A 23,364-nucleotide genomic window follows, 5' to 3' on the forward strand; every position below is an offset into this window, starting at 1 on the left:
ACCTTCTACTGCAGGGCTTTTTCTAAGTAGATACGTGCATATCCTTGAATATAGCCCGATACTTCAGCAATTACCTTATAACCTAATTTTTCATAAAATTGTTGCGCTTGAAAACCAAGGGTATCGGTTATACATCGCCTACAGTTAAGCGTAAGACCTTTAGCCTCTGCTGTTTGAAGAACAAGTGAACCAAGGCCTTGTTTCCTATATTTTTTATCGACATAGAGTGTATCTAAATACATGGTATCGCCATGAGTCCAGATAAAAGCACCAGCAATAATACTTGCGTCTGAAGCCCGGTTTATCACAGTAAAATGGTGATTATTATCCGGCAAAACTTCCGCATTATACTGGTTTAAAGCACCTTTAAGCCATTTAATATCATCATGAGAACAGCCAGCATCAACCAAGATTTCCAAGTGATCCGAACCAGTATTGTTAGGCATTAAAGTCTCCGATGAGAAAAAGGGTTATTAATCTGATAAAGAAAGCTACAAAATTATAACCCAATAACATTCCTCCTACTAAAATGATAATTTTTTTACATCTATAAAGGTTTTCAAGTACCGGGCCCTTCGAAGAAAGACCCTCTTCACTAAGGATAGTCTTAGCTAATTCAAAATATAACTAGGCTAGAGAGGAATTCACCAGTCTTATCCACAAATTCTGTGGATAAGACTGTGTATAGGCGGTCAAATCCTTCTTTAACCCTAGGTCACCTCAGATGTTCAGCAAATTGACAAACCAGATGTATTCAATAGAGAAGGCGGCAAAGTGGCTGTTTCGATAATAAGACGACAATTCTGTGTTCAAATTAGCAACAAAATTCCGAAGAGGAGCACTCTTATAGGCCAATCCCAGCAATGATTATAGGGTTTTCAGGTGGAGAGATCGGGGTAATGAGCACACTCAAGCCCGGCTAAAATCAAATGCTAAAGTGTTAGCAATTGCTGTCTGTTTACACGCTAATGCCAGAAGCCGATCAACACCTAAAGCAACGCCGCTACATGGTGGTAAACCATGCTCCAATGCTTGCAACAAATATTCATCGGGTTGAGGCCGAGATAGACCTTGTCGTGCGCGAATGGCCAGATCCTGTTTAAAACGTAATGCCTGAGCCTTAGCATCAGTGAGTTCATGGAAACCATTCGCCAGTTCCACGCCTTTAAAGTAAACTTCAAAGCGTTCAGCAACTCCTTGATTGATTTTAGCCAAAGCAGCCTGTGATGGGGGAAAATTATAAACAGCCACCGGTAAGGATTCTTTGCCCAGTGCAGGTTCCACGACGTGGCTCATTAATAGAAACAGATACTGATCCGGATCTTGTTCATTGGGTGTCAGCACATTATCCAGCTCGAATCGTTGTACGACTTCCTGTAACTGAGGAATTGTTACTGCAAGAGGATCAAAACCACAATGCTCTAGAAATACCTGCTGATAAGTTTTTCTCAACATCGGCTGGCAATCCAATACCATTTGTAACAAAGCATCAACCTCATCCATCAGGGCATAATGATCAATATCCAATTGATACCATTCAAGCATCGTAAATTCCGGGTTATGCCAACGCCCTAACTCATCATCGCGAAAAACTCGCGCTAATTGGAAAATGGGGCCACTGCCCGCAGCCAATAAACGCTTCATGTGGTATTCCGGTGACGTTTGCAGGCAATAATTTTGTTCGCGAAAAGTTGCTTTGATATTTGCTAAATAAACATCAGTGATACCGAAACGCGCCATAATTGGCGTCTCCACTTCCAAATAACCGCGTTGATTGAAAAACTCACGAATTTGACTGAGAATTTTTGCTCGCCGCTGCAAAAATTCCATAGAAGCTGAAGGCAGCCACAGTACCTCTTGATCCATTAATAAAAAATCCCTAATTCAAGACGAGCCGCTTCGGTCATTCGCTCTTGCGTCCACGGCGGGTCCCAAACCAATTCAACGGTGCAATCGCTGACTCCTTCAACTTGATTAACCGCTTGTTCAACAGTACCCGGAAACGTTTGCGCTACCGGACACCCGGGTGTAGTTAAAGTCATCTGGATGTGAACATGCTGTTCTTCATTAATAGCAACATCGTAAATCAAACCCAAATCATAAATATTAACCGGTATTTCCGGATCAAAGACGTTTCTAAGCGCTACGATGATCTGTTCTTTTAAAAGGTCATGATCCTGCTTTTTTTTAAATCCAAACATGACAATTACTCCGTAGAAACAGTTTCTGAACTCTTCGAGAGTGCAGCTTCCAGAGTATGCCAGGCCAGAGTGGCACATTTAACCCGTGCAGGATAAGCCCTGACACCAGCCAGCACAGCAAGCTTGTCTAAAGAGAGTAATTGGTTATCATCATCTTTGGTTACCATCGTATGAAAACGCTCAAACAATTGATGCGCCTCTTCAACGGTTTTACCAACCAGGGCTTCTGTCATTAGCGAGGCAGAGGCCTGTGAAATTGCACAACCGCAACCAACAAAACTTACATCAACGATAATCCCAGCCTCAAGCTTGAGATAAACAGTCAATTTATCACCACAAAGAGGGTTAAACCCATTCGCTTGGGTCGTTGCATCAGGCATAGGATGGTGATTACGCGGATTACGATTATGATCAATAATAATTTCCTGATAAAGCTCTCGCAATTCCATACTCATGCAAATACCTCTTTCACCTTATGTAAGGCTCGAATACAACGATCAATTTCTTCCTTCGTATTATAGAAAGATAAGGAAATTCGACTTGTTGCAGCCACATCAAAAAAACTCATTAATGGCATGGCACAGTGATGGCCACTACGAATAGCAATTCCAGCACTATCTAATATCGTACCAATATCATGCGCATGAATTTTTCCATGGACAAAAGAAATAACCGGCACTTTTTGTTTCGCTGTACCAATAATATTAAACCCCTTCACAGACTGCACAGCCAAGGTGGCATAATCAAGCAAATGGGCTTCGTAAGCGGCAACGGCCTCCATATCCAAAGACCATAGATAATCCATAGCAGCCCCTAAGCCAATTACCCCCGCTATATTAGGAGTACCTGCTTCAAATTTGTGAGGCAGGGCAGCGTATTCGGTTGCTTCAAGAGTAACGTAGTTAATCATCTCGCCGCCACCTTGATAAGGCACCATATCATCCAGGAGATGTTCTTTCCCCCATAACACACCAATGCCCGTAGGCCCATACATCTTATGACCAGAAAAAGCATAAAAATCGCAATCCAGGGCCTGCACATCAATAGGCAAATGGGCTGTGGCTTGTGCACCGTCCAGCAAGACCAAAGCACCATGGGCATGGGCCATCTCAATCATTTTTGCAACAGGATTAATTGTACCCAAAGCATTTGAGGCATAGCAGATAGAAACAAATTTCGTGTTTTCATTCAGCATTTTTTCAAATTCGTCCAACAGGATTTCACCCTCAATGGAAATAGGGGCGACTCGTAAGCGGGCACCGGTTTTTTTACAAACCATTTGCCAGGGAACAATATTGGAGTGATGTTCCATGTGAGTGATCAAAATTTCTTCGCCAGGAAGGATTCGTGGAGCAACAAAACTTTGTGCGACCAGATTAATCGCTTCCGTTGTACCACGCACAAAAATACATTCACGAGCGGAGCGGGCATTAATAAAATGCTGCACTTTGTTACGCACAGCTTCATATTGTTGTGTAGCGCGTACACTTAAAGCATGCACTCCGCGATGTACATTCGCATTATCATAGGAATAATAATGGGCAATCGCGTCGATCACTGATTTGGGCTTTTGCGTCGTTGCTGCATTATCCAAATAAGTTAAGGGATAATCATTTATTTTTTGATTCAGTACTGGAAAATCAGCACGAATAGCCTCTATATCCCTATCTTCAATTAAAGCTGTTGCTGCACTCATACTCTCACCTCAACTGCTGATTTAGCAAAGTCCCCATCCATTCCGCAAGTGTACGATGAGGAAGAAGACGTAAATTATCAGCGGCAAACGCATGGATTAAGTAACTACTTGCTTCACGTCTATCTATTCCACGAGTTGCCAAATAGAACAAAGCATCCTCATCCAATTGCCCTACTGTCGCTCCATGTGTACAAACCACGTCATCAGCAAAAATTTCTAATTGCGGTTTACTATCAATTTCGGCCTGCGCAGATAACAGCAGATTCTTATTTTGCTGTTTGGCTTGGGTATGCTGTGCTCCCCTGGCTACGATTACTTTGCCGTTAAACACGGCACGGGAACGCCCGATCAAAATTCCTTTGTAATCCTGTTCGCTCTGGCAATTGGGTACTCTATGATGGATGGTCGTGTGATGATCAATATGCTGGCCTTCGGCAGGGGCATAAATACCATTAAGGAAACAACGCGCATTTTCTTCCTGCAAATCCAGGCTCAGATCACTACGCACCAGCTTACCCCCCAAACTCAAAGAATGACTATCAAATTGACTATTTTTTGCCAACTTCGCTGCAAGATAGCCAATGTGATAAGCCGACTTACTCTCACGCTGAATTTTATAATGAAGCACTTTCGCATGCGCGGCAGCAAATACCTCAGTAATCGTGTTAGTAAAATAGCTACACGCTTCTTCGCCTCGATATTCTTCAATGATCGTGGCCTCACTCCCCTCTTCAGCGATAATGAGATGGCGACCATAAACAGCCTGATTGGCTTGATCTTGCCAATGCGATAAAACAATCGGTTCCTCAATACAAACACCTGCTGGCAAATAAATAACAACACCGGTGGCCAACATCGCTGTATTTAACGCATGAAAACCATTTTCATGACGTAACAATTGCCCCAAATAGGGTTTAATCTTATCAGTCTGTTGCTCAAGAGCTTGGGCAAGAGATTGTACTAGAACCCCTGCAGGCAATTGTTTGGCAACTTGATCAGTACCAAATACCTGACCATTCTGGAGAATCAATTGCATGCTTGCTGGTAAATCAGAACGGGGGGCCGTCGATTCGGACGCCGAAATACCCTGCTGTTTTGCAAAGCGTTGCTGCAAAAATGAGTCTACAAGCGTGTATTTCCAATCCTCATCATGCCGTGTTGGAAAACCGTAGCGAGTCAGTTCACGCAAGCCTTTTGCCTGTAAGTCGGCTAGCCAGGGGATGGTTGATATCCCTGCCTTCGCTTGCTGCTTATAAAAATCAAGGAGTTCGCTCATGCCTGCTCAGTCTCCTCAAGCCAACTGTATCCTTTTTTCTCCAACTCTAATGCTAATGACTTGTCACCAGACTTAATGATACGACCATTGGCTAACACATGAATAAAATCAGGTTCAATATAATCTAACAATCGCTGATAGTGAGTTACCAGAATGATGGCGCGTTCCGGTGAACGCATGGCATTGACTCCATGCGAAATAATCCGCAATGCATCAATATCCAGGCCTGAATCTGTTTCATCAAGAATGGCAAGTTTCGGTTCAAGAGCTACCATCTGTAAAATTTCATTTCGCTTTTTCTCACCACCAGAAAATCCTTCATTGATGCTTCGGTATAAAAAACTCTCATCCATGTCTAATAACTGACATTTTTCGCGAATAAAACTTAAGAACTCAATGGCATCCAGCGTGTTTTTACCCTGCCCTTTACGTACTGCATTCACCGCAGCTTTAAGGAAATTAATATTGGTTACACCAGGAATTTCAACCGGGTATTGGAATGACATAAAAATTCCCGCTTGAGCACGTTCTTCAGGTGCCAAGGGCAATAAATCTTTTCCTAAATAAGTGATGGAACCATCGGTTATCTCGTAAGCCGGGTGTCCAGCCAAAACTTTTGATAAAGTACTTTTACCAGAACCATTGGGTCCCATGATGGCATGAACTTCACCTGGTTTTACGGTGAGATTAATACCTTTTAGAATAGGTTGCGCATTAATTGCGACATTTAATTGATTGATTGCTAACATATTAACCGACTGCCCCTTCCAAACTAATGCCTAATAACTTAGTAGCCTCTACAGCAAACTCCATAGGTAACTCTTTTAAGACTTGTTTGCAAAAACCATTGACGATCATGGATACCGCGTCTTCTGTATCGATGCCGCGCTGTTGACAATAAAACAACTGTTCTTCACTGATTTTAGACGTGGTTGCTTCATGCTCTAATTGTGCCGTAGGGTTTTTAACTTCAATATAAGGAAAAGTATGGGCTGAACATTCAGAGCCCATTAACATGGAATCACATTGCGTATAATTACGAGCATTGGTAGCCGTAGGAGCAATACGCACCAGGCCACGGTAAGCATTGTGTGATCGACCAGCACTGATTCCTTTGGATATAATGGTAGAACGGGTGTTTTTACCCAAATGGATCATCTTCGTTCCAGTATCAGCCTGCTGAAAATTATTAGTAAGTGCTACAGAATAAAATTCACCGACTGAATCATCACCTTGCAAAATAACACTAGGGTATTTCCAAGTAATTGCCGAACCCGTTTCAATTTGTGTCCAAGAAATTTTGGAGCGTTTACCGCGACAAGCACCACGCTTGGTAACAAAATTATAAATACCACCTTTCCCTTCTTTATCACCTGGATACCAATTTTGTACAGTTGAATATTTAATCTGCGCGCCTTCCAGCGCTACTAATTCAACCACTGCGGCATGCAATTGATTCTCATCACGCATCGGTGCGGTACAACCTTCCAGGTAAGATACATAGCTATCACTATCCGCAATAATTAGAGTACGTTCAAACTGACCAGTTGAAGCGGCATTAATACGAAAATAAGTAGATAATTCCATGGGACAACGTACACCCTTAGGAATATAAATAAAAGAGCCGTCACTAAATACAGCTGAATTAAGTGCTGCATAAAAATTATCACGATAAGGCACAACAGAACCGAGGTATTGGCGTAGCAAATCAGGGTATTTATGCACAGCCTCTGAAAAAGGACAGAAAATAACACCAACCTCAGCCAATTTCGCCTTAAAGGTTGTCGCAACAGAGACACTATCAAAAACTGCATCAACGGCTACACCGGCAAGCATTTCCTGTTCTTTTAAGGGAATGCCTAATTTTTCATAAGTACGCAATAATTCCGGATCGACTTCATCAAGACTTTTAGGCGCATCTTTTTTATTTTTGGGCGCCGAATAATAAGAAATAGCCTGATAATCGATTGGCGGGTAATGCACACTGGACCATTCAGGATTCGGCATAGTTTGCCAATGCCTGAATGCAGCCAAACGCCATTGCAATAAGAACTCTGGCTCACCCTTAATTGCCGACAGACGACGAATCACATCTTCGTCCAAACCGGGTTCGAAGGTTTCAACCTCAATGTCAGTAACGAAACCATGTTGATATTCCCGCTCAAGGAGGGAATTAATTTGTTCACTGCTTTTCGCCATTACTCACTCCACTTGCCAACTGCCTGATGCGGTTAATATCAACCGCCTGGAGAGATGGTTTTGCCAATGCCTCCAAACTCACACTATCAAGTGCTGTTTCGATAGCTTGACTTATTAACCGCCAATTTCCTTGAATGTGACAGACTCCCTGCAAAGAACATTCATTCGGTTGCAAACTGCACTCAGTCAACCCGCGCTGCTCTTCCAAAGCATAAATAATCGCAGCGACTGATATCTCACTTGCAGCCCGCTGCAAACGGTATCCTCCACTCACACCACGTACTGAAGTCAGTAATCCTGCTGCAGTTAAGCGTTTTAATAATTTGCTGACTGTTGGTACAGTCAGATGGGTGTGTAACGCGATATCACGTGCATTACAAAGCGTTTGTGCCCGCTTCGCGAGATACACCATCACAACTGTTCCATAATCGGCCAATTTGCTGATGCGCAGCATACCACCCCCACACCAAATAATCTAGTACCAAATAAGTCTTAATTTTACAGGAATTATATTCTTTAATATAGTACTAATTCAGTTCTATTTAAAGCAAAAGACGAATGATACTCCATTTTAGAAGTCAGAGGCAATCAAAATAGAATTGACTCCGCGAGTTATTAACTTCTTCAAGATCAATTAGATATAATGTTCTTTATTTTATCACACCGACCAAGTGATATACAAATAGTCAAGCTGAACAATTGACATCCATCCTTTAGGCGTTATAATGCCGGCACTTACTCTCAGTGGAATGACCGATGAAAGGATCTTTTAAAGTTATCATGAAAACTCTGGCAGTAATAAGTTGTACTGCTTTGTTTTTCTCTCCTGTTTTTGCTGAACCTGCAAATCTTAGCTTAGTTAAAAAAGAGATTCAGGTTTATCATGATTCTGGTCTTTATGAAAAAGAATTGGCGCAAGTTATCGCTCAGGCGCGTGGTTATATTGTCAAAGAAGCACTGGCAAACAGCCAGAGTAGAAATCCCAAAAAATTGGCTGTGGTACTTGATATCGATGAGACGAGTTTAAGTAACTACGATAAAATGGTTAAACGGGATTTTGTTGCCAATCGTGACCAATTGCACAAAGAAATTTTAGCTGCTGATGCACCAGCAATAGCCCCCATGTTAGCTCTTTACCAGGATGCCCTGAAATATGGTGTGAAAGTCTTTTTTGTCACTGGACGCCCTCTTTCCGAATTAAAAGCAACCAGAACCAATTTATTACGCGCAGGTTTTAACCATTGGGCGGGTCTTTATTTACGGCCTGACACCTATCGTCAACCTTCGATTACACCTTTCAAAACCCAGGCGCGAAAATCAATTGTCAATCAAGGATATACTGTAATTGCATCGATTGGCGATCAAGACAGTGATCTGAAAGGCGGCTTTATGCAAAAAGGATTTAAGCTACCTAACCCATTTTATCACTTACCGTAAGATTCTGCGTAAACCGCAGTTGTGTAGCCCGGGATTTTAAAGCGCTTGGTACCTGGCTTTGAATCCCGGGCTTCGGCTATACCTTCACCCGGGCTACCGCCTATTCTAATGGTAATCTACAGCAATGATTTCGTATTCAACCAAACCACCTGGTGTTTGCACTGTTACCGTATCATCGACTTGCTTGCCAATTAAGGCGCGTCCAATTGGCGAACTGTAAGAGATTTTATTTACTTTAATATCCGCTTCATCTTCACCAACAATTTGATAAGAGAGTTCTGCATCAGTTTGTAAATGACACACGGTAACCACTGCGCCAAATACCACCTTGCCATTATTCGTTACTTTACTTAGATCAACTATTTGGGCATTCGAAAGTTTGGCTTCCAACTCTTGAATCCGCCCCTCGTTAAAACTTTGCTGTTCACGTGCAGCATGGTATTCAGCATTTTCTTTCAAATCACCATGTTCGCGAGCAGTTGCTATCGCTTCAATAATACGCGGTCTTTCAATTGATTTAAGACGCTGTAATTCATTTTTAAGCGCTTCTGCTCCTTGCACTGTCATAGGATGTTTTGACATAGACCACCACCTTTAATGTAAATCTTGTAATCGGGTGACCGTTTCCCGGTCCTCGTATTTCATTGCCAAACACGCTGCTTCGGCACCTGACAAAGTTGTAGTATAGCTGACCTTATGCTGCAATGCATTGCGTCTAATGGCAAAGGAATCTGCTGTTGCCTGCTTACCTTCTGTGGTATTTACAATAAAATCAATTTCATTATTTTTTATAAAATCGACAACATGCGGTCTGCCTTCTGCCACTTTAAAAACTCGTCGGCAATCAATCCCAGCGGCCTGCAAAACCAAGGCTGTACCACGGGTTGCGATGATTTCAAAGCCCAATTGGATAAGCCGTTTAACTATTTCACCAACTCGTGCTTTATCCGCATCACGCACAGAAACAAAAGCACGTCGCCGTTTAACAATATTACAACCGGCTCCCAACTGTGCTTTAGCATAAGCTTGACCAAAGCGTCTGGCAATACCCATGACTTCGCCCGTCGATTTCATTTCTGGTCCTAAAATTGAATCAACACCAGAGAATTTAATAAAAGGAAACACCGGAAGTTTGATTGAGTAAAAAGCTGGCATTGGATAGTGCTGGCTTAAACCTTGCTGCTTCAAACTCTGACCCACTTTACAACGAGCTGCAATTTTTGCCAGAGGTAATCCTGTCGCTTTCGAAACAAAAGGTACCGTTCGTGATGCTCGCGGGTTCACTTCCAGCACGTAAATATCATCAGCCTGAATAGCAAATTGCGCATTGATTAAGCCAACTACCCCTAACTTCAGCGCCATCTGGCGAATTTGCTCAATTAAATCCTGCTGCACCACTACACTTAAACTAAAAGGAGGTAACGTACAGGCAGAGTCACCCGAATGCACCCCAGCTTGTTCTATGTGTTCCATGATGGCACCTATCATCACCTCTTCGCCATCACAGACTGCATCAATATCGACTTCTATAGCGTCGTTTAGGAATTTATCCAGCAATACTGGCGAATCATTTGAAACAGCCACTGCATGCTCCAAATAATAACGCAAATCTTCTTCCTGATAGACTACTTCCATAGCACGACCACCCAATACATAAGAAGGCCTCACCACTAATGGGTAACCAATACGTTTGGCAAGCTCTATCGCCTCATCTTCACTACGTACTGTACCATTGGCTGGCTGATGCAGGTTTAACTCAGTCACTAATTTCTGAAAGCGTTCTCGATCTTCTGCTTGATCAATAGCATCTGGAGAAGTACCGATAATAGGCACTCCGTTTGCTTCCAGTTCACGTGCCAATTTCAACGGTGTTTGTCCACCATAATGCACAATAACACCTGCTGGTTTTTCAACAGCAACAATTGACAAAACATCTTCCAGAGTAACAGGCTCGAAATAAAGGCGATCAGACGTATCAAAATCAGTCGATACTGTTTCAGGGTTGCAATTCACCATGATGGTTTGATAGCCAGCCTCTCTTAAAGCCATGGCAGCATGTACACAACAATAATCAAATTCTATTCCCTGTCCTATGCGATTAGGTCCTCCACCCAGAATCATGATTTTCTGTTTGCCAGTCTCAGCCCTTGCCTCACAAACCGTTTCATAACAGGAATATAAATAAGCGGTATCACTGGGAAACTCACCCGCACATGAATCAATGCGTTTATAAACCGGCATTACTCCCAGTTCTAATCGATGCGCTCTAACTTGTTCTTCACTGCAATATAAAAGGCGAGCAAGGTAAGCATCAGAAAAGCCATGCCGTTTGAGATGGCGCAGAGTGGTTTTATCCAGGTCCTGAATTGATTTTTCATGAAGAAATTGTTCCAGTAACACCAACTCTTGAATCTGTGCTAAAAACCAGGGATCAACTTTGCTCTCCTGGTATATTTCTTCTAACGATAAATCGTGGCGAAAGGCATCCGCTATATACCATAATCGATCAGGCGTAGGCTCACGCAAATGGCCTCGTAAACGTGCCATATCACCTTTCATAAATAAAGGTTCCAAACCACAGCGACCAATTTCTAAACCACGAATTGCTTTCTGTAAAGATTCCTGGAAATTAGAGCCAATTGCCATTACCTCACCTACTGACTTCATTTGTGTAGTTAAGGTCGCTGGGGTTTGGGGAAATTTATCAAAATTAAATCGCGGAATTTTAGTAACCACATAGTCAATACTGGGCTCAAAGGACGCCGGTGTTTTGCCCCCCGTAATTTCATTGGCCAGCTCATCCAACGTGTAGCCAACGGCAAGCTTGGCTGCTATTTTAGCAATAGGGAAACCTGTTGCTTTGGAAGCCAGGGCAGAACTGCGTGACACACGGGGATTCATTTCTACTACCAGCATACGACCATCTTCAGGATTAACCGCAAACTGAACATTAGAACCACCCGTATCGACACCCACGGCACGCAATACTTTAATAGCTGCATCACGCATGCGCTGGAATTCTTTGTCAGTCAATGTCTGTGCGGGTGCAACAGTAATTGAATCACCGGTATGGACCCCCATGGGATCTAAATTTTCAATCGTACAAACAATAATACAATTGTCCTTCTTATCCCGCACCACCTCCATCTCGTACTCTTTCCAACCGAGTACGGACTCATCAAGTAATAACTCATGGGTAGGTGATAATTCGAGGCCGCGAGAACAAATTTCTTCAAATTCTTCACGATTATAGGCGATACCCCCACCACTTCCGCCCATGGTGAAAGAAGGTCTGATGATGGTCGGGAAACCCAGTTGAGCTTGTACCTGAAAGGCTTCTTCCAAACTATGTGCAATTGCTGAGCGCGGCATCTCCAAACCAATTTTCTTCATCAATTGGCGAAACTTATCCCTGTCTTCGGCTCTGTCAATTGCGTCACGAGTAGCCCCAATCATTTCAACAGAATACTTCTCTAATACACCTTCTCTTACCAAATCCAAGGCACAATTAAGAGCCGTTTGCCCGCCCATGGTTGGCAATAAAGCATCGGGACGTTCCTTGTCAATAATTCGCGCTACTTCCTGCCATTGCACTGGTTCGATATAGGTTGCATCGGCAAGTTCAGGATCGGTCATAATCGTTGCTGGATTAGAATTCACCAAAATGACCCTATATCCCTCCTCTTTCAACGCCCTGACGGCTTGTGTCCCTGAATAATCAAATTCACAAGCCTGGCCAATGACTATCGGACCAGCACCAAGAATGAGGATGGATTGAATATCAGTACGTTTTGGCATATTAACTACAAAATGGATTAAAGTGGCCTATTTTACCGATTTTTGCTTAAAGTTTATACCCATGCATTGCGATTTTTCCTCTATCCGCCATGAAATCGCACTCGTTGAAATCACTTTTAGTTCCAGTTAGCCATTAATCATTATCAATGACGTTATGAATTGTATCTATTGAAAGAAAGATTATGGGGATTACAACATCAGTTTGGACAATCGTGTATGCTGTTGTCTTTCCAATCATTTTATTTGTAATCACCATGTAGTTTTGCCCATAAGCGCCCTAACAGTTCGTGCATGGCAATACTTAAATAAAAAAGATTATGCGGGTTAGGTAAGTAGGTTTTTCCCCAACGCTCATCGTTCCAATAAAAAGTAAAATCAGTCGGAGCTGCAATAGGGTGCATACCTCTTGCCTGGCAAAGCGCCATTGCACGTGGCATATGAATAGCAGAAGTCACTAAATAAAAGGGTTCCTCATGCACGATTTTTTTAATTGCCTTGACTTGATCAGCGGTATTTATGGAGGCTTTTTCTAAAACAATATGACCAGCCGGAATTGTACACCAAGACGCTAACTCTGCCATACGTACTGCTTCAGGCAACTCAAAACCATACCCCCCGCCCGATAGTAATAATTTTGCTTGTGGTAATTGCTTATAGAGCCTTACTCCCTCTAACAATCGCTTGATGCTGGCTGAATATAACAAGCTGTTTACTGCCTGGCCTGGCATTTCTGATTGCCCCCCGCTAAATACCACCACCCAATGAATGGCAGGATCAACCTGGGTAATCACAGGATACTGATCTTCCAATTGACGGGTAAGCGCTTGTGGTATCCAGCCTGTACTGCATAATAAAAGTAACAGCGCGACCAATAAGAAGCCACAACGCACCAACACACTGTCTCCGTACAGCCACAGCAGGATCAAAAAAACGCCCAATAATAACCAGCACAGAAAAAAAGGATTGAGTACCCCTTCAAGTACATGACGAATAATAACCACTATCTAACCCTACTCATCAGATAAAGTCCTAGCAAAGCAAATATAAAAGTCGGCCCTAGGGCGGCTATTTCCGGCGGCCATTGAAATACCTGACTTACCGGTCCGAAGAAACGATTGACAATATGGAATCCAAAACCCACCGTAGCTCCAGCCAATAACTTCGAACCCATGGTTGACGAGCGCAGGGGGCCAAAAATGAATGGGATAGCCAGGATCATCATCACGACCGTTGTCAATGGTTGTATCAACCGTTGCCAATAAGCCAATTGGTAATTACCTACATTTTGATGGCTGTGTTTCTGTGCACGCAAATATTGGCGTAATTCATGTAAAGTCATTTCATCCGGTTCACGACTACTGACACTTAAAATATCCGGTTTCACCGGCACATCCCAAGGCATTGCTTTAATTTTGCGAGTCTGCGTACCCTCGTTATTAATGATAGTTTCCGCTATATCATGGGCTTCCCATTGACCATTCACATAGTTAATTCTGTCGATGTGACGAGCAAAACGCATTTTATGAGATTCATCGAAATGATATTGAAACACTAACTCCAGGGTATTGTTAGGCAAGATGGTTCCGATGGAAATAAAATCATTTAGATGACGCAGCCAGACGCCATGTGCTGTCCGTAAAGTCTGGCCACCACTCATAGCCTGTATTTTTTGATCATTGGCATAAGAAGCCAGCCTTGGCACGATGGTTTCCCCTACCAAAGTGACAAAAAGAATAAGGAATAAAGCAGCCTTAAGTACAGCCAGTGTTACTTGACCAATAGACATCCCGGCTGCGCGCATAACAACCAATTCGCGATGATTAGCCATGATACCTAAACCAATCAAACAGCCCAACAAACTAGCCATTGGGAAAAACAAATAAACCTGATAAGGCATCTGTAAAAAAACATAAAGGGCTGTTTGGACGATACCATAATCCCCCTTACCCAAATCATCCAACTGGTTCACAAAAAGAATAAACACTTGTAAACCTGCAAGCATCAAGGTCACCAAAGCAATGGCTGCCAAAACCGTTTTTGCGATGTAACGGTCGAGCAATTTCATGACAATTTCACCTGATTACGCCAAATCAACAGTAAACCTATTCCTGCAACGGCAAAGTGTAACCACCACATGCCAAACCACAGCGGTACTTTACCAGCTATCAGCCAGTCGCGGGAAACAAATATAAAATTGGCATATACAATATAAAGAACTATCGCAGGTAACAATTTTGCATATTTACCTGCACGCGGATTAACCCGACTTAAGGGGACAGCAACCAAGGTTAAAGTCAACACCATAATCGGTACCGATAACCGCCATTGCAATTCAGCAGCTTTCCGCTTATCTGGGTTATTGAAGGGCAACAAACTGGCAGTATCCGTCGTACGGATGTCTTTTTCTATTTCAACGACCGGATGGGGCAACCGAGCTTTATATTGATCAAATTCTGAAACCTGAAAATCGGCCTTTCCAGGCATCCCCTCATATTCGCTGCCCTGTTGCAAAACAATATAGTTTTCCAGGGTAGTCGGATCAGTTTCAGCAAAAGCCCGCTCTGCCAATAGAATATCCCATTGCAAATGATTATCTTTAACGACCTGGCGCGCAAGAAATACCTGCTGAGCTTTTGAATGCTCTCGATTCATTGATTCTACATAAAAGATTTGCCTGCCTTCCGATAGAGCCCTAAATCGGCCTGGCACAATCATTTGAATGGCGGTTTGAATACCTGTTGTGCGTAATAATTTTGCTCGCTCAGTGGCAATCACCGGGCTTGCCCATATCATAATAATCCCTACTAGTACGCTTACAACTGCCGCCATCACAAAACTATGACGCAGTAATTGAGAAGGTCCATAACCACAGGCTTGCAACACCGTCATTTCACTTTCAGCATAGAGACGGCCATAAGCAATTAACAAAGCCACATAAAACCCAAGCGGGAGCAATAATCCCATAAGATTTGGCAATTCCAGCATCATTAATTTCATAATGATCATGCCAGGAATTTGTCCACTGGCAGCACGATTAAGATAACGTACAAATTGATTAGACATGAAAATTAACAACAAGATAGTCGTTAACGATGCTAAAGTAACAAAAACTTCTTTGGCTAAATAACGAAAAATCAGCACGGCCTGTCTCTATTGATCAGGACGTATTAGATAGATTTTGGACAAAATGTTTCTCCTGAATCGTTTACGATACTTAAACGTAGATTCTTTAACAGCACAGCATAACATAAGAAGATAGATTGCTTAACGTCTTCCCAGAAATGGCAGTAGAATTACGAACCGACCCTAGGTAAACTAGCAGTTTTTGCGCATGATAGGAAGTAGAAATGAAGTATGGGTTAATTGCAACACCATCACTTAAAACCAATGAATGCCTTGTTCTTGGCTTCTTTGACGACTGCGGCTTGTGTGATTTTGGCAAAACACTGGATAAGCAGTGCAATCATCTTATTTCCCGTTTATTTAAAAAATTAAATGAAGAAGGCGATTCTATATGGCAGGCTGATATTGATGGGCACAGTCTAATGCTTCTTCATTGTGGCAAAAAAGCCAAATTTTCTGCAAAAAATTTGCGCAAACGTCTTGGTGACGTCGGTGCCGCGCTGATTAAACAACGTATCGTTACAGCCACGCTCTGTTTACCACAGGTTAATGAGCATAATGCCGATTGGCAAGTTCAACAAATGCTGCTGCAGTTAGATGCGCAGTTATACCAACTTTCCGATTTTAAAACCAAAAATAAAAAACCCAATCGACTGGAAGCAATTGATTTTTATCTGCCAGGAGCATCCAGCACTGTTATCGAAACTGGCAAAGCAATCGCTGCAGGCGTACAGCTTGCTCGCACACTGTCCGACTTACCGGCCAACCATTGCACTCCCACCTACCTGGGAGAACAGGCTATGGAGCTGGCACAACAGCACGAAAACCTATCCGCAAAAATAATGTGCCCTGAGGATATGCACGCCATGAACATGGGTGCATTGCTTGCGGTTGCTAAAGGCAGTGCAGAACCACCCCGTTTAATTGAGATGCAATATTGTGGCGGTGGCGATACCCAACCTGTTGTCCTGGTTGGCAAAGGGATCACCTTTGACTCTGGCGGCTTAACGCTAAAGCCAGGTAATGCCATGGATGAAATGAAATATGATATGTCGGGTGCTGCAGCTGTCTTTGGAACCATCAAAGCCTGTGCAACATTAAAATTACCGATTAACCTGATTGGCCTTGTTGCCAGTGCAGAAAATATGCCCAGTGGCACCGCCATAAAACCGGGTGACATTGTAACCAGCATGTCCGGTCAGACGATTGAAATACTAAATACTGATGCCGAAGGACGGTTAGTGCTAGCCGATGCGCTAACTTATGCAGAACGGTTTCAACCAGAATGGGTTATCGATCTGGCGACACTTACCGGAGCAATGATTATAGCGCTTGGCCATGTCACTACAGGTTTTATGACGGAAGACGAGGCGCTGGCTAACATGATTCTTGCTGCCGCCAATGAAAGTGACGATAAGGCCTGGCGCATGCCACTGGATGAAGCGTATCAGGAGGCTCTTGATAGTCCACTGGCTGATATGATCAATGCTTCTTTTGATCGCAGTGCTGGTGCAATTACCGCTGCCTGCTTTCTCTCACGCTTTGCCAAAAAATACCGCTGGGCTCATATGGATATAGCAGGCACTGCCTGGATTTCAGGTAAAAAACGCAATGCGACGGGTCGCCCTGTTCCTTTATTAATTGAGTTATTACGCCATGCCATCAGTACGCGTTGATTTCTACTTATTAAATAGCAATGAGCTGTCTTCTCGTTGGTTACTGGCTTGTCGTTTGCTGGAAAAAGCCTATCTACGCGGCCATCAGGTTTTCGTCTACTGCGATACGAAACAGGATGCAGAACAACTAGATGAGTTACTGTGGACTTTCAAAGACAATAGTTTCATCCCTCATAACTTACAAGGAGAAGGTCCCGAGCCACCGCCACCCATACAACTTGGCTATCAGGGAGAGCCACGCGGGTTCAATGATATTTTGCTGAATTTGGCTTCTCCAATTCCCAGCTTTTATGCACGCTTTCGCCGTGTTATGGAAATCGTTGTCAACGACGAAACAGCCAAAGAATTAAGCCGCGCCCATTACCGCGAATATCGGCTAAAACAATGCGAACTGCATACGCATGACATTCAATTGTAGCCCGGTAAAAGTTCAGAGGTCATTCACCGTATTGAATCAAATCTGCACTAAACTCTGGGTGAAAGCCAATTGTCTTCAATGATTAAGAGTTGTGCCATGATTTTTCCTTGTATTTAAAATTCCAAATTCCGGCTTCACCGATGCTACTTACCGTAAGATTCTCTAAGTTCCGCGCTTTATTCGCGGAATCCAGTGAGTGCTCTGACTGAGAATTAACTAAGCTGCGGAACGTCGAGCAATTGTAGGTTGGGCGCCTCGCCCAACAGCTCGTCGGGTCAAGATCCGACCTACTTTAAAATCAACACAAGCAAGAGACGAGACTGTTCCTGGCCGTGTCGGACTATAGGAAACATTAGTGTTCGTTTAGCAATTCAATTGACTAAAAATCTAACAAAAACTAAAGGTCACGTCGAAAAAATAGGAACTTTACGTCTAATTATCAGTGTCTCTAATTATTACGAGATCTCATTGGGCTGAGAGGAGTTATCTATTTCAAAATATTTAACTCTACTCATGTACGTTAAGCTATAGATAGACCTATTAGTCGATCCTATTTATATTTTCCATAAGTCTTCGCTAGATAATGCGCCACCGCTCGCAAAGCCATCGCTTCGCCGCCCTCTGGTTTTCCAGGCTTGCTGCTGACATTCCAGGCCATGATATCAAAATGGATCCAGGGAATAGAGGAGGCAACAAAGCGTTGTATGAATAGTGCTGCAGTGATGGCGCCGGCATAACCGGAAGAACTTGAATTCACCAAATCGGCAATTGATGAGTCAAGCATCGAGTCATAACCGGCAAAGAGTGGTAAACGCCACATCGGATCATTAACAGCCTTTGACGATTCAATCAATGCGTGTGCAATATCATCCTTATTGCAAAACATAGCAGCGATCTCAGTCCCCACAGCAACACGGGCAGCGCCTGTTAAGGTAGCAAAATCAAAAAGCACTTCAGGCTTTTCCTCACACGCTTTGGCAATTGCATCCGCCAGAATTAGTCGCCCTTCTGCATCCGTATTATCGATTTCCACCGTTAAACCATTACGCATGGTTAATACATCGCCTGGGCGAAAGGCATCAGGCCCTACTGAATTCTCAACAGCCGGAATAAGAACTTGTAAATGGATAGCCAATTGCTGGGTCATGATCCACTGCGCCAAGCCTATCACATGCGCAGCACCGCCCATGTCTTTTTTCATCAAACGCATACCACTGGATGGTTTGATATCCAGGCCACCGCTATCAAAACAAACTCCTTTCCCCACCAGGGTTACACGTGGATGTTTCTCATCACCCCAGGTCAAAGATAATAAACGTGGTGCTTTTGCCGATGCCCGTCCAACAGTATGAATCGCAGGAAAATTAGCACCTAGCAATTCATCACCTACCCATTGCTCAAAATGCGCACGATGTTCCTTTGCCAAATCAGCCAACACCTTGGCTAATTCCTCTGGACCCATATCATTGCTCGGCTTGTTGATTAAATCACGCACCAGAAAAATGGCATTACAGTCTGCGAGGATTGCCGTCAATTGCGCTTTATTGACGATGAGTACAGTAGGAAGAGTGTCTTGTTTTTTATAATCGGTAAAACGATATTGTGCCAGTGCCCACGCGATACAGGCTTCCTGCTTTAAATCCTGTTGTGGAATATAATGGCCAGGCGGCAAGGACTTAGCAGCTTGAGCAAGGGCTTGACTTTGATTATCGTCATCACCCGTGCCGAGATAGACCTTGTGAAGAAGACCATCCGGCGTATTGATCAGACAAAGATCACCTGCTTTACCTTTGAATTGCTGTCCAGCAAATGCATTACGCTCTGCTGTAGTTAAAGTTTCCAAACCCTTTTCCCATTCGGCTTTAGTCACTAACAACAAAGGCACGGCCTTTTCAGAATGAGTATCATAAAACAGATCTGCACGCATCATTACTCCTTCATATGACCACGGAATTGCGCTGGACGAATACCAGTCACATATAAACTGACAAAATAAATCAATACTGCAACCGTCACATGGGCCAGTAACCAGGTTAATCTTAATACAGGCGATTGGGCTAACCAAAAACTCACTTTACCAGTCATTAATAACAAATAGACTGCCACTGCTGTATTGGCAACGCCTAACTGTAGAATATACTTAAGCCAACCTGTCATTGGTTGATAAATCCCTCGCCGCTTTAATAGAAACAATAAGATCGCGCAATTAATATAACCTGCCAAAGCCGAAGCCAAAGTAAGGCCTGCGTGAGCAAGAGGCCAAATGAACACCAGACACAGTAAGCTATTAATTACCATGACTAAAGCACCTACTTTGACCGGTGTTTTGATGTCCTGGCGAGCATAAAAACCGGAAGCAAGCACCTTAACCATCATGAAAGCGGGTACACCAGCACCCAGGGTAATAAGACTTTTTTGGGTTTGAATGACATCATCAGCCGAGAATGCACCATAGGCAAAACAACCAGCAATTAAAGGCATGGCAAATAAAGACAACCCTACAGCGGAGGGAATCCCTATCAACATTAACAGGCGTAATCCCCAATCCAGTGCGCGAGAAAATTTCTCATTGCTTTGTTCCGCATGGCGTCGGGATAAATGAGGTAGAATAACTGTAGCAATCGCCACTCCAAACACACCTAAAGGAAAATCGGTCAGCCGATCCGTGTAGTACAACCAGGTCACACTACCTACTTTCAAAAAGGATGCAAAGATAGAATCAACCATTAAATTAATCTGTGCAATCGACACACCAAACAAGGCAGGGATCATCAGTTTTAAAACGCGCTTTACACCCGGATCGTTCCACACCAACTTGGGTTTAACCAGCAATTTTCGTTGATAAAGGAAAGGGATTTGAAACAATAATTGAGCGATTCCCGCGATCAATACTCCCCAAGCCAAACCAACGACGGGCTGACTAAGCAGTGGGCATAAATAAAGCGCTGCCAGAATCATGCAGATATTGAGTAACACTGGCGTAAATGCTGGAACGCCAAAATAACCATAGGTATTTAAGATAGCGCCAGCCATGGCGGTTAGGGAAACCAGCATTAGAAAAGGAAAGGTTAAGCGCAGCATTTCTGTCGCAAGCAATGAACGCACACTGTTCTCGCCAAAACCTGGTGCAAAAATAAAAATAATCACAGGTGCAGCGAAAACCCCGATTACTGTGACTATTGAAAGAATCGCTCCTAATTGGCCCGCAATACGAGCGATAAAAGTACGTACTTCATCAACCGTCCGTGTTTGTTGATATTCTGCAAGCACCGGAACAAAAGCCTGTGAAAAAGCACCCTCTGCAAATAAACGGCGCATAAAATTGGGAATTCTAAAAGCAACATAGAAAGCATCCATCCCTGCCTGCGCACCAAACAGTTGCGCCAGTATCATATCGCGTGCAAAGCCCACAAGCCTTGATATTAGCGTCATTATCGACACAAGGGAGGTAGAGCGCAGCAGGCTTTGTCGTTTTGGTACCATGGTTTCAATCGCAGACATAGTTTAATTATTTTTTAAGGCGTGCTCTATGATATACCGAGAAACCAGTTTTTATTGATTTTTAGCAAAGATTTTTTATCTTTTTAAATTGGGTCGTAAACTTTCTGTTAAAGTAACTGGATTAGAAGAATAAAAGGATTTTCATGATAGTCACTTCACTCCCCACTATCGCGTTATACTCCCTGGCACCCGCGCTTGGTATGATCCTCGGTGGTGCAATTGCCAGTGTCTATCAGCCCAATGAGAAATTAACCTCTGCCACGCAACATTTTGCAGCAGGCGTCGTATTTGCCGCAGTTGCAAAAGAATTGTTACCCAAACTTGGCGCTGAAAATGAACCTATAGTGCTCATTATCGGTTTTTCTCTAGGTGTCATCTCCATGCTGTTGCTTAAAAAATTTTCAAATAGGCTCATGGAGAATGAAGAGCAAAGAAAAGGGATTTCACTGGGTCTAGTAAGTGCAGTGGGTGTTGATTTATTCATTGACGGCATCTTAATTGGCGTGTCCTTTTTGGCAGGGGCCAGAGGAGGCATCCTGATTGCCATCGCCTTGGCAATGGAAATTCTATTTTTAGGGTTATCAACCACAGCAACCTTAGGCAGTCGCTCGGTAGGAATTAAAACTCGTTTACTGCTAAGTTTTTGCCTCGCATTATTGATTCCCATTGGCAGTATTGTTGGTGCCGCTTTATTATCGCAATTACCCATTGTTATTACCGATGGTTTCCTGGCCTTTGGTGTAGCCGCCTTGCTTTATCTGGTCACAGAAGAATTGTTAACCGAAGCCCATGAACAAGAATTTACTGAAACACCCGTCATTACAGCCTGCTTCTTTATTGGATTCCTTTGTATTTTGCTATTAGAAAACCTTGCCAGCTAAGTAGTACACAATAATTAAATCAGGCACCGGCATAGGCACGTTCACGGGCCACAATTTGTTCAGTGCCAGTCTTTACGTACAACGCTCTATTTCTTTGGGTATATTGACAAATTCTGGCACATTGTGCATGATCACCATCTTTTGTGACATCTGAAAATGAGTGGAGATTCTTAAGTGGCAAATATTAAATCAGCGATCAAACGTGCGCGCCAAAACGTCAAACTACGCCAACATAATGCTAGTGCACGTTCCATGTTCCGCACCTTCGTTAAAAATGTTCTTAAGGCTGTTGAAGCTGGTGATAAAGAAGCTGCACGTGCTGCCTATGCTAAAGCACAACCAATTATTGATAAAGCAGCTGGTAAAGGCTTGATCCACAAAAATAAAGCTAACCGTATTAAAAGCCGCCTGAGCGCACGTGTTAAAGCCATGGCTGCTTAAACCCAGTGTTTCCGTCGCTCTAAGTCTGTAACGTAAACACCGAACCGGGCTTCCCGGTTCGGTTCCTCTATCAAAAACAGAACTTTTTTCTCAAAGCCTTTTTTGACAAAACCAACCTCTGCCAAAAATTATTTTTAAGATAATTTGTTGGGAAAGAGCTAACCCGAACAATAACTTATACGGAAGCACCAGGACTCGCGTTGAATGCTTGTTCGAAATCCTTGGGTAAAGACTCAATCTTTTTCATCTCAACCCTATTTTGTTTATCCCAAGGAGAAATGAGCAGAGCAGAGACACCTCTGTCTTCTGCGGACCAATCTTTTGCATACTCGTTAAAACCAATACTCTTTAAAGCATCACCAAGGTTTTTATTAGATGAGTCTATCAATACGACAATTCCCCCATTGGGTGGCTTCCTTAGATCATGAATGCCAAAGTCAGCCAAGTAGTCCAACTGGCCATGATAGCTTTTCCCCCCTGCCGGGTCATAGACACAGACATTAAAATCTAATTGCTCTGCTAACTCTTTAGCAACCCGACAACAAATACTAAAGTCTCTCCTGACTTTTTGTTGTAAGCTCTGCAATTGAGCTACCTCATTTGTCGTTGCTCTTTCCCTCAATATTTCTGTCGGAAGCTTACTGAATGACATACTATCCCCTCAAATAGCTCCACTCCCCTAATTAATTTATTTATCAAAAGGTTTGTGAATAAAAT

General features: G+C 43.1%; 22 protein-coding genes. 5 read left to right on the forward strand and 17 right to left on the reverse strand.

Annotated elements, in window-relative coordinates:
* Positions 1-5 precede the first annotated feature (5 nt).
* The 9 genes from Lfee_RS10365 to Lfee_RS10405 form a co-directional block, all read right to left on the reverse strand.
* Positions 6-446 (reverse strand): GNAT family N-acetyltransferase, encoded by a 441-nt coding sequence (locus Lfee_RS10365; protein ID WP_058446528.1) that lies wholly within the window; start codon positions 444-446, stop codon positions 6-8.
* 463 nt (positions 447-909) lie between these two features.
* Entirely contained in the window at positions 910-1,866 is a 957-nt protein-coding gene (gene epmA / locus Lfee_RS10370; protein ID WP_112854884.1) for an elongation factor P--(R)-beta-lysine ligase, read from the reverse strand.
* Positions 1,866-2,201: an SUF system Fe-S cluster assembly protein gene (locus Lfee_RS10375; protein ID WP_058446531.1), complete on the reverse strand. Its 336-nt coding sequence runs from the start codon at positions 2,199-2,201 to the stop codon at positions 1,866-1,868. Before Lfee_RS10375 ends, epmA begins: the two co-directional genes overlap by 1 nt.
* A 5-nt stretch (positions 2,202-2,206) precedes the next feature.
* On the reverse strand, positions 2,207-2,656 hold the full coding sequence (gene sufU / locus Lfee_RS10380; protein ID WP_058446533.1) for a Fe-S cluster assembly sulfur transfer protein SufU: 450 nt from the start codon (positions 2,654-2,656) through the stop codon (positions 2,207-2,209).
* The gene (locus tag Lfee_RS10385) at positions 2,653-3,897 is read right to left on the reverse strand and encodes a cysteine desulfurase (protein WP_112854883.1); all 1,245 of its coding nucleotides are present in this window, start codon (positions 3,895-3,897) and stop codon (positions 2,653-2,655) included. The genes sufU and Lfee_RS10385 overlap by 4 nt, the downstream gene beginning before the upstream one ends.
* Positions 3,898-3,901: 4 nt before the next feature.
* The gene (gene sufD, locus Lfee_RS10390) at positions 3,902-5,173 is read right to left on the reverse strand and encodes a Fe-S cluster assembly protein SufD (RefSeq protein ID WP_058446535.1); all 1,272 of its coding nucleotides are present in this window, start codon (positions 5,171-5,173) and stop codon (positions 3,902-3,904) included.
* Positions 5,170-5,922, reverse strand: coding sequence for a Fe-S cluster assembly ATPase SufC (sufC, locus tag Lfee_RS10395; protein WP_058446537.1), 753 nt, complete (start codon positions 5,920-5,922; stop codon positions 5,170-5,172). The genes sufD and sufC overlap by 4 nt, the downstream gene beginning before the upstream one ends.
* 1 nt (position 5,923) lies before the next feature.
* Positions 5,924-7,372, reverse strand: coding sequence for a Fe-S cluster assembly protein SufB (gene sufB, locus Lfee_RS10400; RefSeq protein WP_058446538.1), 1,449 nt, complete (start codon positions 7,370-7,372; stop codon positions 5,924-5,926).
* The gene (locus Lfee_RS10405; protein WP_019218120.1) at positions 7,356-7,826 is read right to left on the reverse strand and encodes an SUF system Fe-S cluster assembly regulator; all 471 of its coding nucleotides are present in this window, start codon (positions 7,824-7,826) and stop codon (positions 7,356-7,358) included. The genes sufB and Lfee_RS10405 overlap by 17 nt, the downstream gene beginning before the upstream one ends.
* Positions 7,827-8,128: 302 nt before the next feature.
* Here Lfee_RS10405 and Lfee_RS10410 point away from each other — a divergent pair, with 302 nt between their 5' ends.
* Positions 8,129-8,809, forward strand: a complete 681-nt coding sequence (locus Lfee_RS10410) for an HAD family acid phosphatase (protein ID WP_370447022.1) — start codon at positions 8,129-8,131, stop codon at positions 8,807-8,809.
* 105 nt (positions 8,810-8,914) lie between these two features.
* On the opposite strand, the gene greA is transcribed toward Lfee_RS10410, so the two are convergent.
* The 5 genes from greA to lptF all read right to left on the reverse strand — a co-directional run bounded on the left by greA (position 8,915) and on the right by lptF (position 15,748).
* Positions 8,915-9,391 (reverse strand): transcription elongation factor GreA, encoded by a 477-nt coding sequence (gene greA / locus Lfee_RS10415; RefSeq protein ID WP_058446540.1) that lies wholly within the window; start codon positions 9,389-9,391, stop codon positions 8,915-8,917.
* Positions 9,392-9,403: 12 nt separating this feature from the next.
* Entirely contained in the window at positions 9,404-12,607 is a 3,204-nt protein-coding gene (carB, locus tag Lfee_RS10420; RefSeq protein WP_058446542.1) for a carbamoyl-phosphate synthase large subunit, read from the reverse strand.
* Positions 12,608-12,846: 239 nt separating this feature from the next.
* Positions 12,847-13,608 carry a YdcF family protein gene (locus Lfee_RS10425; RefSeq protein ID WP_058446543.1) on the reverse strand — a complete coding sequence of 254 codons (762 nt, stop codon included), beginning with the start codon at positions 13,606-13,608 and terminating at the stop codon, positions 12,847-12,849.
* Entirely contained in the window at positions 13,608-14,678 is a 1,071-nt protein-coding gene (gene lptG / locus Lfee_RS10430) for an LPS export ABC transporter permease LptG (protein ID WP_058446544.1), read from the reverse strand. Before lptG ends, Lfee_RS10425 begins: the two co-directional genes overlap by 1 nt.
* Complete coding sequence (gene lptF, locus Lfee_RS10435) at positions 14,669-15,748, reverse strand: LPS export ABC transporter permease LptF (RefSeq protein ID WP_058446545.1); 1,080 nt, start codon at positions 15,746-15,748, stop codon at positions 14,669-14,671. Before lptF ends, lptG begins: the two co-directional genes overlap by 10 nt.
* 206 nt (positions 15,749-15,954) lie before the next feature.
* On the opposite strand from lptF, the gene Lfee_RS10440 reads away from it, so the two are divergent.
* Both Lfee_RS10440 and Lfee_RS10445 read left to right on the forward strand, forming a co-directional pair.
* A complete protein-coding gene (locus Lfee_RS10440) occupies positions 15,955-17,406 on the forward strand; it encodes a leucyl aminopeptidase (RefSeq protein WP_058446547.1) in 1,452 nt (483 codons plus the stop codon).
* Positions 17,387-17,824, forward strand: coding sequence for a DNA polymerase III subunit chi (locus Lfee_RS10445; protein ID WP_058446550.1), 438 nt, complete (start codon positions 17,387-17,389; stop codon positions 17,822-17,824). Before Lfee_RS10440 ends, Lfee_RS10445 begins: the two co-directional genes overlap by 20 nt.
* Positions 17,825-18,374: 550 nt before the next feature.
* Here Lfee_RS10445 and Lfee_RS10450 read toward each other — a convergent pair.
* Entirely contained in the window at positions 18,375-19,751 is a 1,377-nt protein-coding gene (locus Lfee_RS10450) for a leucyl aminopeptidase family protein (RefSeq protein WP_058446552.1), read from the reverse strand.
* Positions 19,752-19,753: 2 nt separating this feature from the next.
* Positions 19,754-21,307 carry a murein biosynthesis integral membrane protein MurJ gene (murJ, locus tag Lfee_RS10455; protein ID WP_112854893.1) on the reverse strand — a complete coding sequence of 518 codons (1,554 nt, stop codon included), beginning with the start codon at positions 21,305-21,307 and terminating at the stop codon, positions 19,754-19,756.
* A 161-nt stretch (positions 21,308-21,468) separates the two neighbouring features.
* On the opposite strand from murJ, the gene Lfee_RS10460 reads away from it, so the two are divergent.
* Together Lfee_RS10460 and rpsT are read left to right on the forward strand one after the other, a co-directional pair.
* Positions 21,469-22,206 (forward strand): ZIP family metal transporter, encoded by a 738-nt coding sequence (locus Lfee_RS10460; protein ID WP_058446557.1) that lies wholly within the window; start codon positions 21,469-21,471, stop codon positions 22,204-22,206.
* Positions 22,207-22,380: 174 nt separating this feature from the next.
* On the forward strand, positions 22,381-22,647 hold the full coding sequence (gene rpsT, locus Lfee_RS10465; protein WP_058446558.1) for a 30S ribosomal protein S20: 267 nt from the start codon (positions 22,381-22,383) through the stop codon (positions 22,645-22,647).
* 175 nt (positions 22,648-22,822) lie between these two features.
* Here the strand turns inward: rpsT and Lfee_RS10470 are convergent, their stop codons facing one another.
* Positions 22,823-23,299 carry a hypothetical protein gene (locus Lfee_RS10470; RefSeq protein WP_058446559.1) on the reverse strand — a complete coding sequence of 159 codons (477 nt, stop codon included), beginning with the start codon at positions 23,297-23,299 and terminating at the stop codon, positions 22,823-22,825.
* Positions 23,300-23,364: the final 65 nt, after the last annotated feature.

Source organism: Legionella feeleii (genome assembly GCF_001467625.1).
Classification (GTDB): domain Bacteria; phylum Pseudomonadota; class Gammaproteobacteria; order Legionellales; family Legionellaceae; genus Tatlockia; species Tatlockia feeleii.